The 12928-nt window shown below is 34.8% G+C and carries 16 protein-coding genes; 6 read left to right on the top strand and 10 right to left on the bottom strand.

Annotation, left to right across the window (positions count from 1 at the left end):
• Positions 1-25: 25 nt before the first annotated feature.
• From FLP_RS13765 to FLP_RS13750, 4 genes are read right to left on the bottom strand one after another with little or no spacing between them, the layout of a single operon-like run.
• A complete protein-coding gene (locus tag FLP_RS13765) occupies positions 26-892 on the bottom strand; it encodes a helix-turn-helix transcriptional regulator (protein ID WP_042566878.1) in 867 nt (288 codons plus the stop codon).
• Between the two features lie 10 nt (positions 893-902).
• The gene (locus FLP_RS13760) at positions 903-1442 is read right to left on the bottom strand and encodes a YceI family protein (RefSeq protein WP_065450053.1); all 540 of its coding nucleotides are present in this window, start codon (positions 1440-1442) and stop codon (positions 903-905) included.
• Between the two features lie 47 nt (positions 1443-1489).
• Positions 1490-2029 carry a YceI family protein gene (locus FLP_RS13755; protein WP_065450052.1) on the bottom strand — a complete coding sequence of 180 codons (540 nt, stop codon included), beginning with the start codon at positions 2027-2029 and terminating at the stop codon, positions 1490-1492.
• 15 nt (positions 2030-2044) lie between these two features.
• Positions 2045-2413: a hypothetical protein gene (locus FLP_RS13750; protein WP_065450051.1), complete on the bottom strand. Its 369-nt coding sequence runs from the start codon at positions 2411-2413 to the stop codon at positions 2045-2047.
• A 165-nt stretch (positions 2414-2578) separates the two neighbouring features.
• Here FLP_RS13750 and FLP_RS13745 point away from each other — a divergent pair, with 165 nt between their 5' ends.
• The 5 genes from FLP_RS13745 to hemA all read left to right on the top strand — a co-directional run bounded on the left by FLP_RS13745 (position 2579) and on the right by hemA (position 6490).
• Positions 2579-2977 carry an OB-fold protein gene (locus FLP_RS13745; RefSeq protein WP_065450050.1) on the top strand — a complete coding sequence of 133 codons (399 nt, stop codon included), beginning with the start codon at positions 2579-2581 and terminating at the stop codon, positions 2975-2977.
• Between the two features lie 17 nt (positions 2978-2994).
• Entirely contained in the window at positions 2995-3834 is an 840-nt protein-coding gene (locus tag FLP_RS13740) for a DUF5777 family beta-barrel protein (RefSeq protein WP_065450049.1), read from the top strand.
• Positions 3835-3968: 134 nt separating this feature from the next.
• Positions 3969-4403 (top strand): hypothetical protein, encoded by a 435-nt coding sequence (locus tag FLP_RS13735; protein ID WP_065450048.1) that lies wholly within the window; start codon positions 3969-3971, stop codon positions 4401-4403.
• A gap of 18 nt (positions 4404-4421) precedes the next feature.
• Entirely contained in the window at positions 4422-5018 is a 597-nt protein-coding gene (locus FLP_RS13730; protein ID WP_035688600.1) for a globin family protein, read from the top strand.
• Positions 5019-5185: 167 nt separating this feature from the next.
• Positions 5186-6490, top strand: coding sequence for a glutamyl-tRNA reductase (gene hemA / locus FLP_RS13725; protein ID WP_065450047.1), 1305 nt, complete (start codon positions 5186-5188; stop codon positions 6488-6490).
• A 685-nt stretch (positions 6491-7175) separates the two neighbouring features.
• Here the strand turns inward: hemA and FLP_RS13720 are convergent.
• Positions 7176-7757, bottom strand: a complete 582-nt coding sequence (locus FLP_RS13720) for a Crp/Fnr family transcriptional regulator (RefSeq protein WP_089477474.1) — start codon at positions 7755-7757, stop codon at positions 7176-7178.
• Between the two features lie 203 nt (positions 7758-7960).
• On the opposite strand from FLP_RS13720, the gene FLP_RS13715 reads away from it, so the two are divergent.
• The gene (locus FLP_RS13715; RefSeq protein ID WP_065450046.1) at positions 7961-8695 is read left to right on the top strand and encodes an SDR family oxidoreductase; all 735 of its coding nucleotides are present in this window, start codon (positions 7961-7963) and stop codon (positions 8693-8695) included.
• Positions 8696-8789: 94 nt separating this feature from the next.
• Here the strand turns inward: FLP_RS13715 and FLP_RS13710 are convergent, their stop codons facing one another.
• From FLP_RS13710 to FLP_RS13690, 5 genes are read right to left on the bottom strand one after another with little or no spacing between them, the layout of a single operon-like run.
• A complete protein-coding gene (locus FLP_RS13710; RefSeq protein WP_065450045.1) occupies positions 8790-9017 on the bottom strand; it encodes a hypothetical protein in 228 nt (75 codons plus the stop codon).
• 43 nt (positions 9018-9060) lie between these two features.
• Complete coding sequence (locus FLP_RS13705; protein WP_065450044.1) at positions 9061-10491, bottom strand: glycosyltransferase family 2 protein; 1431 nt, start codon at positions 10489-10491, stop codon at positions 9061-9063.
• Between the two features lie 11 nt (positions 10492-10502).
• Positions 10503-11324 (bottom strand): HEAT repeat domain-containing protein, encoded by an 822-nt coding sequence (locus FLP_RS13700; RefSeq protein WP_065450043.1) that lies wholly within the window; start codon positions 11322-11324, stop codon positions 10503-10505.
• Between the two features lies 1 nt (position 11325).
• The gene (locus FLP_RS13695; RefSeq protein ID WP_065450042.1) at positions 11326-12540 is read right to left on the bottom strand and encodes a YaiO family outer membrane beta-barrel protein; all 1215 of its coding nucleotides are present in this window, start codon (positions 12538-12540) and stop codon (positions 11326-11328) included.
• Positions 12540-12905, bottom strand: a complete 366-nt coding sequence (locus tag FLP_RS13690; RefSeq protein ID WP_065450041.1) for a response regulator transcription factor — start codon at positions 12903-12905, stop codon at positions 12540-12542. Before FLP_RS13690 ends, FLP_RS13695 begins: the two co-directional genes overlap by 1 nt.
• Positions 12906-12928: the final 23 nt, after the last annotated feature.

The following is a 12928-nucleotide window of genomic DNA, read 5'->3' as shown; positions in this document are numbered from 1 at the left end:
CTTTAATCAATATAATCTATGTCTTTTAAAAATTCGTATTAATCGACATCAAATATTTTTTCGGAGTTGTGGCAAATTTTTTCTTGAATCCAGCAATGAAGTGGCTTCCGGTACTGTAACCTATCTTCAACCCCACTTCATTTACATTATAAGAGCCACTATCCAATAACTTTCTGGCGAAATCCATTTTGTAATCAAATAGAAAGCCATATACAGTATCGCCATAAATTTGTTTGAAACCCATTTTTAGTTTCTTCAAATTCAGGCCAATTTCATCAGCCAATTCCTGTAAACCAGGTGGTTCAGCCATATTCTCAATAATGATTTCTTTTGCTTTTCTTATTTTTAAAACATTATCGCCATCAATCAAAAATGGACATTGTTCTGCATTTGGATCTTCGTTTCGGTTAAAATACAGACTTAGTAATTCATATCCTTTTCCTTTATAATAAAGTTTTTTTATAGAGGGATGAAGGTTATAATGAAAAAGCTGACTTAAAACAATTGCCATTGAAGGACTGATATTTGCTTTTTTGTAATAATTATTAACTTTATTGTCAGGGCTTAAAAAAGTAATTAAACTTGTGTCAACAGAAAACAGCGCATGAAATTTGTTGATCGAAACAATAACAGAAACGACCCACGAATTTGGAGAAAGCTCTAAATGCAGTGGCAAATCCCATTGTGCATTGTACAACAGCAATGATTTTTCTTCATTCAATTCCAAATCATAATTAACATCATTGGACGAAAATTTGGCATTACCCTTCAGTACGAAATGAAACTGTATTAGAGCACTGTTTAATTGACAGCGCGTAAAAAAAGGTTCTGAACTGTCATTCTGAAAACAGACAATAGTAAAGTCCTCTTCAACTTTTATTTCTTCTTTCATCTTAGATCTTTTATTTTAAAACTGCATCGATTAAGATGTTAACCTTATTGGATAGCTTACCTTTAACCAGACTTGGAATTTCTATATTAAAATCACTGGCTAGTACGGTAAAATTTGATAGAATACTAATTCCTGATATTGACTTGCTTACCTTTGCCTGGATGTTTATGTCTTTCAATTTTCCGTGAAGTTCTAATTTACCTTTTATGATAAAATCTTTAGGATTTGCGCTAAGGTTATCCAGGTCAAAGGCCTCTATTTTTCCTTTGAATGTTGCTTTTGGATACTGATCGCTCTCCATATAATTTTCATTAAAATGTTCTTCCATTAAGGCTACTTTAAAGCGAAATCCTTTCATTAAGGCTAAAGCTGCAATTTCCCCTGTTTTAGGATTTAAGACAAAAGTGACGTTAGTATTCATTGCCTTTACCTCTTCAAAAGAAGCAACAGACGCTTCAAAAGTTATTTTACCTGCTTTACTGATCATTTTTTCTTGCGCGAGACCAATAGCGCAGACATAAAGCATGGCAACGAGTATAATTTTTTTCATGGTTTGCTTTTATATTATGTTATGTTAAAAATCCTTTTGATTTTTTTTTATTTTAAAACAGCAATAATCTGAACTTTTACTTTATCATCAAGTTTATACTTGATAAGCGATGGAATTGGAATGCCAAAATCACTAGCATTAACAAAAAAATCTGAAATAATGGTAATTCGGGAACCCGTTCTGGTGATTTTTGCGCTCGCATTTATATCTCTTGATTTCCCATGAAGTTCTAAATTTCCTTTTATTAAGTAATCTTTATAATCCTCAGTCAAATTTTTTGGATCAAATTTTTCTATTTTTCCTCTAAAAATAGCTTTCGGATATTTATCGGTCTCCATGTAATTTTCATTGAAATGTTCTTCCATCAAAGGCATTTCAAACTGAAATCCTTTTATCAGGGCTAAGGATGCAATTTCACCTGTTGCCGGATTTAAAACAAAAGTCACATTGGTATTGGTTCCCAAAACCGGCTGAAAAGACGGGACCGAAGCCTCAAAAGTGATTGTTGATGATTTAGTTAAGATTTTTTCCTGCGAAAAAACAAGGAACGAAGCCAATATCATTGGCATTACTATGATTTTTTTCATGTTTTTTACTATGGATTATTGCTCTAATAATCCATCTTGTTCCCATTTTTTAATAACATCAATTGTGGTTTGAGGCAGTCTTGGCCCTCCCTGCGGCATTAAGGAGCTATTTCCGTTTTCTAAAGAAATACGGTTGAGCAGCCCGCGATTTAAGACCGCATTTTTAACCTGGTCATAAGTAACCAATGACATAGGCGCCCCATTTTTGGGAACAGCTGCATGGCATACCACACAATTATTATCAATAATAGATTTCACATTCTGATTGTATGTGGCAACACCGGTAATTGGTGGAGTGTCAATTAAAGTACTGGGATTATCATCTGTACAACTTACTAGCAGTAAAACAAATGATGGAATAAGCAAACAAGTTTTTAAATTCATGGGATTGGTTTTTAGTTTTAGAAAGGCTAAATGATTTAATATTTAAAGCATTTTGAAATCATATACGGTGAAATGGATCATACAGATTTAGCAACAGTGATATTTGATGATTTAAATCCAATAGGTATTTTTTAACGTAGATAATCCAAATACTAAAAACCAGCCATGAGAAAAAAAATACTTATCACAATTCCCCTCTTCCTGATAACCGGGATCTGCATTTACCTCTACAGTTACAAAGGCCATAGGGATATCGAATCAGAAACTGCAGATTATGTTGTAACAGTTGATGATCTTGAAAAAGAATTCACTTTGAGCGATAGTCTGGCTACCATCAAATACCAGGACAAAACAATTGAAGTAACTGCAATAGTAACAGCTGTTGAACCCGCCAGTAAGGGAATCGTTATTGGCGAAAAAATATTTGCAACCTTCAAAGACAGTTTGCCCATAAACATTGAAATTGGCAGAATGCTAAAAATTAAAGGGCGTTTTTTAGGATATGATGAGCTCTTACAGGAATTTAAAATAGATCAATCTTCCCTTGTACACCAAAACAAATAACAATTAAAATTAACCACATGAAAAAGCTCATTCTATTATTGTTTTTATTTCCACTACTAACCTATTCGCAAGACGACCTATTATCGGGAGTTGAAGTGCCAATCACAAAAGAAAAGGTGACATCGGCATTTAAAGCCCTGAAGATTGTCAATCTCGAATCCACCAAACTGGCAGCAAAAGGAGATTTGTATTTTGTTGTTGCACACCGGTTTGGTTCTATAAAAGACGGATTTGAGGGCTTCTATGGACTGGACAATGCCAATACTCAAATAAAATTCATCTATGGATTGACCCCGGGAATTAACATAAGCGCCGCCAGAAGTGAATTTGCTTATGACTTTGCCACAAAATATATGTTATTGCCGCAAATAAAAGACGGATTTCCGGTCACTATTGCAGGGTTTAATAGTTTGTCTATCAACAACACGCTAAAGGAAAGCCTATATCCTAAACTTGAATTTGAAAACAGGCTCACCTATGTGGCTCAACTTTTAATTTCCAGAAAATTCTCTGAAAAACTCTCTTTGGAGATTGTTCCATCATTTTTCCATGAAAATTTCGTGCTGGACCCCCAGCAAAACAACTCGCAATATGCCATTGGCTTTGGCGGTAGATATAAATTTGCTAAACGCTGGTCATTGAATATGGATTATGCGGCACACTTAAACAGGGCCTCAAATTCTATTTATAAAAATCCATTATCCATTGGTTTTGACCTTGAAACCGGCGGACATGTTTTTCAAATGCATTTTACCAGCTCCCAGGCCATTGACGAGGCTGGATATCTTGGAAGAACTACAGGAGACTGGACTAAGGGAGATGTTTTTTTTGGGTTTAATTTAGCGAGAGTTTTCTAAAAAACTCTGTAATTCAACGTGTTGTTATTTAAAACAAATCTAAACTACTATTTTGCCCGTTTTAAATAAAACCAAGCCAGAAAAGGGCTCGTATATGATCTTGAAAACCTAAAATCATTTTAAAAATCCGCTATATGAAAATTAACAAATTTATTAAAAAAATACTTTGGTCGGGATTGATCATTTTTGTACTATTTTTTGCCATTTTTCTATTCCACATCATTACCGCTAAGCCTGCTGTTTACGAAAGCCCTAATCTTCAGGTAAGCCGAATCGATTTTAAAACCAATATAGATTCCGTGCAAGCCAAACAAATATGTTCAGATTTGAGATCTATCAAAGGATTAACCTCCGATTCTATAATCGTAAAAAGAAATGTGGTTGTTTACTTCCACAACAACAAGATCACTAATTCTAAAAAAGTATTTGACCAGTTGATAGCCATAGGACATTATGATGCTCAGCGTTATATTTTACCAGAAAATTTGGCTGGCAAAGAAGTTTGTCCAGTGAATCAAAATAGTTTGAGTTATAAAATGTCTCAAAAACTTAACCGCTTTTTTAATTAACCCTTTAATATTTTTATTATGAAAATTTATTCCAAAATTACACTTAGTGTATTACTCGCAGCTTCTGCAACACTGGCTTCGTGCAGTAGTAATGATGATGACGCCCCTGTAACTCCTCCAGTAAAGGCATCTATTTACGAAAGATTAGGCGGAACTAAAATGGTTTCAGATCCGGATAACGCTGGCCAAATGATCGAGCAAGGGCGTTTGAGTTTCCGCAAGGTGGTAAATTCAACTATAGGATTAATTGTTGCCGATGTTCAGTCGAATGCAGCGGGGAATCTACAAGCGCATTTTGCCCCCGTATTAGCCGAAACAGGAACTACCCAGTCTACAAATATTGCTAAACTATCAGACAATCTGACTGATTTCTTTTCGTTTAACACTGGTGGTACAAATGCCGTAAATACCTATTCTGGTTTGAATATGGTAGCTGCGCACGATCCTGCGAAAAATCCTCGTATGGGAACAAAATCAAGTACTGCGGATTATACAAAATTTGAAGGATATGTAGGAGCAGCTGCAAATGCAAATGGTGTGGCTTCAAATACAGAGCTTTATACAGATATTGTTGCGGTCTTAGAATCACTTAGAACTCCAATAGTTCAAAAATAATTTATCTTAAACGCTACCTGAAAAACAGGTAGCGTTTTATATTTGAATCCTGCTGACAACTTATATACAATTATGTCTGAATCCATTATTCTTTAGGATTAAAGCAAGTTTCATCGTGTTTTACAATAACCTACTAATATTTTTTTGAACTTTAAGAAAAGCATAATATGGAAAAATATAACATGTCCAAAAATACCACCTTTTATGCTTTAGGCTTAAGTTATAAAAAAGCAGATGCAGCAATTAGAGGGAAGTTTAGTTTGGATACTAAAGCACAATCTGATCTTTTGTTGCAGGCAAAGGCAGAAGGGATCGAATCATTAATTGTCATTTCTACTTGTAACAGAACCGAAATATATGGTTTTGCCAATCATCCATATGAATTAATCAAATTACTTTGCCAAAACAGCAAGGGCTCCGTAGAAGAATTTCAACAAGTCGCTTATATATACAAGAATCAGGAAGCTGTTAACCATATGTTTCGTGTGGGAACGGGTTTAGATAGTCAGATTTTAGGCGATTTTGAAATCATTAGTCAAATTAAAATCGCTTTTAATAATAGCAAACTCGAGGACTTAATCAATACATTCCTGGATCGTTTAATAAACGCGGTTATACAGGCTAGCAAAAAAGTCAAAACAGATACTGAAATTTCATCCGGTGCTACATCTGTTTCATTTGCAGCTGTTCAATATATTATCAGAAATGTAGAAGATATTAGAAATAAAAATATCTTACTATTCGGAACAGGGAAAATTGGCAGCAATACGTGCGAAAATTTAGTAAAACATACAAAGAATACCCATATTACCCTTATAAACAGAACAAAGAACAAGGCCATAGAATTAGCTGGTAAACTAAACGTTATTGTAAAGGATTTTCTGAATTTACAAGAAGAAATAAAACAGACCGATGTGTTGATAGTCGCAACAGGTGCACAAAATCCAACTATAGACAAAACACTACTTAACAGAAAGAAACCCTTACTGATTTTGGACTTATCGATTCCACGAAATGTAAATCCAGATGTAGCGCAAATTCCAGGAATAACTTTAATACATCTCGATTATTTGTCTCAGGTTACAGATGATACCCTTGAGAGACGAAAGCAACATATTCCTGCTGCAGAAGCTATTATTGAGGATATGAAATTAGAATTCAATACATGGATAAATGGTCGAAAATATGCGCCAACTATCCATGCGTTAAAAGCTAAACTTAATGATATTGTGGCAAGCGAATTGGCTTTTCAGAGAAAGAAAACAAGCAATTTTGATGTCGCTCAGGTTGATTTAATTAGCGCCAGGATTATTCAAAAAATAACAAACCACTTTGCAAGCCACTTGAAAAATGAAAATACTTGCGTGGATGAAAGTATTGACTTTATTGAAAAAGTATTTCAAATTGGACAGCTTTCACCGACACACGCTTCTTCTCAAATTGAAAAAACATATAAGATCAATCTTTCATAGACGTTATTAGCTTTTGCAAACAATTTTCGAACTGTATCAGAAATACCCAGATAAGTTAGCAAATTTAATCCTGAAACTTGCTGTAAATAACTATTGATCTATAACAGTTCAATCCCAACAGGACATCCAAACCAAATTCATAAAGCCAATGAAAGACATGCCCTACCAGTAGTAAGCCAATCTCTTTAAATCCTCCAAAAATTTTATAGTAATTTGTCCCCTTGGGGTCACTACACAGCCAAATGGTGCCAATTGAAGACAATTGGCGCCATTTTTTATTTAACAAAACTATTAATCATTATATTACTGATTTTTTTATTTTCGTTTCCTTTTTTTTAGACATACAAATCAGAAAATTGTTTGAAAAAAAATACATCTTCCAATAAAAAATAATAGAAATTTTAAATTTAATGTATGATAACTTAAGAGGATTCGAACACCAAGAACGCACCGAAAATTAAGTTTTATACTCTCTAGATTGTTTTAAATGAATTTTCAAAGGCTATACGGATTTATAAGTATTAATTATTTAAAACAAATATTAGTTTTGGGTATAATTGAAATTAAAACCTGCTCGCTCATATTGAATCCAAGTCGAAACCTATATTTTTTAAAAACATCTCCAACTGAGTTCTAGAGATTGATTTCTTTGTTTTTTTCATCATCCTTTTATGAGGTGACTATTTTACTTAATATTTCTTCGAATCCTGCTCAGAGATTGTGGTGTTATTTCAAGATAAGCTGCAATATCACTTAGCGATACACGAGATGCAATATCGGGCTGCTGCTCCATGAATTTTCGATATTTAGTTGTTGAATCCTGTCCCAGATAACTATTACGGATCAGAATCTTGTCTAATAGAGTTTGTTGAATACTTTGTGCTATAATTGATTCAATGGCAGGAATTTTTAAATAGAGTGCTTCCAGTTGTTTTTTTGAAATCGTAAATACCAGGGTATTACAAGCTGCCTGGATGCTTTCTGTAGCAATTGTACCATTCTTAAAGTTGTTTAAAATAGTGCAAAATTGATTTTCTTTTAAAAAGAAATGGGTAACATTATTACCTTTTTCATTTTGCACTAAAATTCTGAGGACACCCGAACTGATAAAGAATAATTCATCTGGTACATGCCCACAATAAAAAAGATAATCTCCTTCCTTATGGCTACTTTCTATAAAATATTCTAAAATTAATTCTTTTTCATTTTCGTCAAATATATGATACTGCTGCAAAAAAGAAATGAGGTTGTTAGTGATGACTGGCATGTTGATCCCAATTAGTTAGGTAATCAAAATTATAACTTAATTTTGAATAAGACCTTACAAAAAACCGATACGTTTTTACCATTTGTTAAGTGTCGCAAGTTTTATTCTCAAGAGATTTGCAATCATAATTAAATAATGAAATATCGATAATGCCACTTGCTCTTTTTAATTATTACTAATCTCCATTTATCTAATTTAATTTTATGAATACAAATTTAAAAACCCTTTCGGGTAAGAAGATCATTTTATTGGGTGCCAGTTCCGGCATTGGATTAGCTACTGCTATCGCCGTTGCGCAAGAGGGAGCAAAAGTTATTATAGTGTCCAGTAATCTGGATCGAATCAATACTGCTCTAAGTCAGCTGCCTAAAAATTCAGAAGGCTTTGCGATAGATTTAAGCAAGGAGAGTAATATCGGGAGCTTCTTTACGAAAATTGGAAATTTTGACCATCTGATTTATACAGCTGGTGAGAATCTTCAATTAAACCTTATTAGTGAAACCGATATTGATACTACAAAATCATTTTTTGACCTGCGTTTCTGGAGTGCTGTTACGGCGGTAAAATATGCTACGCCTTTTATAAATCAGGGTGGTTCTATTTCCCTCACCAGCGGAACTGCCAATGCACGTCCGGGAGCGGGATGGTCAATTGCTTCTGCTATATGCGGCGCTATGGAGGCTTTTGTAAGGGCTATGGCAGTTGAATTAGCTCCTATTCGGGTTAATTGTGTAGTGCCGGGTGTTTTAAGAAGCAATTTGTGGGATATAATGCCCCATGCCGATCGCGAGGCTATGTATAATCATTATGAAGATACGCTCCTCCTGAAAAGAGTGGGCGAAACTGAAGATGTTGCCGACGGATTCTTATATCTGATGAAACAACAGCATGGGACAGGACAAAGCCTCGTTATTGATGGTGGGACATTGTTAACATGAACCAAAAAGTGAATTAAAAGCCGGTATCGGCTTTTTGTTGATAATATCATAAAAAGAAGCCTTGACTAAAATTCAAGTTCCAAATAAAAAAAAGCTACGATTTTTTAAACTTATAAAAAACATAGAGAACACTCAGCTGTATAGGGATTAATGCTAATAATTTTCCATCAATCCCCAACGGGACATCCAAACCAAATTCATAAAGCCAATGAAAGACAGCCTCTACTTCCAGTAAGCCAATGTCTTTAAATCCTCCATAAAATGTATAGAAATTTGTCCCGTCGAGGTCACAAACAAGCCAAATGGCGCCAATTGGCGCCATTTTTATTAAAAAAAACTATTTAGCAATATATTAGATCATTTTTTTATTTCTTCGTAAAACCTTTTCTTGTCATTTCTCCCCAGCCTTTAGTTCCCATGATTTTTTCTTTATAACCAATTAAGGCGGCATAAACTGTTAGTGGATGAAAATAGATAGGTTCTATGAGAGCAGCAATCAAAAGTTTAAAAAAATCGGTTTGTTTTGGGTATTTGTGATAAGAATACTCTTCACTATAAAGTGCTATAACCGAAAACATAACAGCAAAAAAGTAAACAAAAAGAACCAGCAATACGAAAAAATGCCAGTTGAGTAAGCCCATTACAATAAATACAAATGTTATTACAAGGCCAATAAATTCTATACCGGGAGCTAGGAATTCAAACAATGTCCAATAAGGCACACTAATCATACCCAACAATTTGTACTTCGGATTCAGAAACATTTTTTTGTGCAGACTAAGTGTTTCAATTGTCCCTCTCATCCAGCGGCTGCGCTGTTTCTTAAATATTTTAAAATCTTCAGGTGCTTCTGTCCAGCAAAGCGGATCCGGTATGTAACTAACACAGTAGGGTATTTTATTTTCCAGCATATAACGGCGCATTCTCACCACCAGTTCCATATCTTCACCAACTGTTTTTGTGTTATAACCACCAGCCAGTAAAGCGATCTCTTTGTCAAAGGCGCCAAATGCACCACTTATAAGCAATAAGCCATCCAGCCTGCTCCATGCCATTCTGCCTAAAAGAAACGCTCTCAAATATTCTAACACTTGTATTCTCGGGAGCATCTTATCTGGAATATTTACCTCAACTAAACGACCGTTTTTAATAACACACTGGTTTGCTATCCTGACTACGCCACCAGTAGCGATAATACGTTTACCGTAAGATTCCAGAAAAGGTTTCGCCAGCTTGAGTAACGAATCTTTGTCCAGTATACAATCAACATCAATACAAACCACATAAGGATTTTGGGCGATATTAAGTCCGACATTTAGTGCATCGGCTTTACCTCCATTTTCCTTATCAACTACGATTAGTTTTTTGAAAGCAGCATTTCTGGAACTATAAATTCCCCTAATTTTTTTTGTTTCTATTTTTGGATGAATAGCAAGTTCTGTCAGGACAAGATCGTACTTTTTAATCAGGATTTCCATAGAATTGTCCTTGCTTCCGTCGTTGACCACAATAACCTGGTAATTATTGTAATTAAGGGAAAGTAGTGATTTTACATTTTCTTCAATTGTAAAACCTTCATTGTAAGCAGGAGCTATTAGAGAGAGGCTTGGCGCAAATTCACTTGTCAGAAGCACATCATAATCAACAAAACTATTCTTTTTAAGATATTCCCTAAGTTCTCTGGTAGATAAGTGAGCCAGTAAAAGATAAGAAGACATAATCAGTACTGCATAACCAATTATAAGGATCAGATATTCCTCAAAAAACATTGCTAATTCAGTAGTAAAAAAAGTCATTGTTTATTCTATTAAACAGTTAATTGCTGAAGTACATTTTGCGCTTCGTACTTTATTAATGTATTGGGTGCATTAGCAACCAGCTTTGTCAGGTAAGGAATTTTTTGTGTTAGTTTAAGCTCCTTAATAAGTTTTAAGCCCAGTGCAATTACGGTTGTATTTTGAGATTCAAGTAATAACTCAACCCCTTTAATATCGCCAATATCGTGCTTTTTGAAAGCATGTATGATATTGATCTGAGTCCAGTCATCAATTGGATCTGGATGCTCTGTGAGATACGGCAGGCTTTTTGTACCTCCAAGCTTTATAGCAGCATTCACGGCTGTGATTTTTAAAATTTTATTTCCGCTTTTAGAAGCTTTAACGATACTATCAAAAGCATCAGTACAATTTATTTCTGATAATTCTGTAATTCCTTTGCATTTTACTTCCCACCTCAGGCTCCTGAGTTTTTTGAAGGAATCTTTTATCAATCCTGAATCTTTGTAAAACTGCTCTAACTTTTCGGCATAATTTCCTTGGTAATTTTTATGAAGATTCATAATCGAATCGATCATAACTTCCCTGAAAAAGGAATTACGAAAGAGTTTATTAAAATTTTCCTCCTTATTAACTTCTGAAAAGGACATGTCCTGAAAAACCACCGAAAACATTAATTTTTCAATAATGATAGTATATTCCGTAAGGCGTCTGTTTCTTCTTATCTTCCTGCTTCGGCTGCTTATTATTATTAAATATAGAATAAATGATGTTAGTATAAACAGGCCTATGGACAGAATTAAAAAAGGTTCTACCCAGGTTCCGCTCTTATAAAGTTCCCATAGTTTCGTCATATCAGAAGCGTTTCGTTAGAATTACCTGAACATTGAATCTATTTCTGTAGGCATCAGGCAGATACTCTTCGTACTCGTAAAGAAAGACAGGTCTGATAAAAAAGGAATTACCAAGACGACGTTGGTATTGTATACCTGCTCTGTATGACCTTAAAGGTTGCGTCAGGTTATTGTAAAGATAAAGATATGGGACATTTCCATATTGCAGTTCAAACCTTATGATGCTTTCTTTTTCTTCATTTGTGTTCTGAAAACTCAAGACATGAGAAAATAATTCGTTTGTCGTATCGTAATAAGGTCTGTAGGAAATTGTATTGGCACCAATATGGTATGCCAATTGTCCTGTTAATAAGGTTACATCTTCTGTTTCAAAATGCATATACCGAACACCCAAGGCATAGTCAAACTTTTTATGCGGAACAAAATAATACTCAACACCGGCTTTTGCTACAGGAAACACAGTCTCTCCTGTTGAAACCCCACCATTCACATACAAATAGTTCTTTTTAGCGAAAGTTTGATAATAGTCTGCTTCAAACAGCATTTGTGTATCGCCATTTACATGACCTGCATTAGCGCGTCCCACAAGTGCTGATTTGGTGAACTTATGAGAGTACTCGACATAGCCATAATGCAATGGTGATTGTCCGGGACTCGACGTAGAAATATTTAAATAAGAAGCCGATATTGCATTAGTTGCCTTCTCTCCAATCAGTGTTCTCACTCCTCTAAAGGCCTGAGTACTGTTATCTGTAATTGATACTTTTTCGATAATGGCTAAAGCTTCTTTGTCGCGATTTAGTTTTTCAAGACAGGTCACTTTAATCCGTAAAACATCAAGCGAATTGGGTTCAATAGCCAAATACCGATCGCAATACGTAATACACTTATCGAATTGTTGTGACCAATAGTACGTATTGATAATCGCCAATAAAGCATCGGGACTTGAATTGATCCTGTCTACCATTGGCTCTAAAATTTTAATGGAAGCGTTGTAGTCTTTTTTCCAGCTGTAAATACGTCCGTTGTAAATTTTTATTTCTTCATTCTCAGGGAATTTTACACTTAAAGGTTCAGTGAGTGCTAAAGCAGCATCATAGTTACCTTTCTCTGCTTCACGCTTTGCGTGCCTCATTACATCATCAATAGTATCTTTCTGTGCCAATACGACAGGAGAAATAAGCAGCAGGAAAATTGTATAATATAGAAACTTCATTAAGCACGCGTTTTTAGTAATTTATTAATTCTCACTAAAAGCACGGCCGGACTAACGGGTTTCGCAATGAACTCGTTTGCGCCAAGATCAAATGAATCGAGTTCCGTTTGCTCTACACCTGAAGAAGTAAAAATAATGATCGGAACATCAGAGCCTATGGTTTCTCTCACATATTGCGTAATTTCCATTCCGCTTATGCCTGGCATGTTGATGTCTGTCAGGATCAAGTCATAATTATTTGTTTCAATTGCATCTAATGCTTCTTTTCCATCAGAAAACTGGTCAACGGAAAATCCCTTCGACTCCAGGAAAAAGGATAATGATTTACGCAGCATATCATTATCTTCAGATAAAATGATTCTCATAGGTTACTTAATTTTGAGGCAAA

The sequence above is a fragment of the Flavobacterium piscis genome, from assembly GCF_001686925.1.
GTDB classification, from domain to species: Bacteria; Bacteroidota; Bacteroidia; order Flavobacteriales; family Flavobacteriaceae; genus Flavobacterium; species Flavobacterium piscis.
Note: the sequence above shows the minus strand (reverse complement) of the source record. Positions and strands in the feature narration are given on the sequence as shown.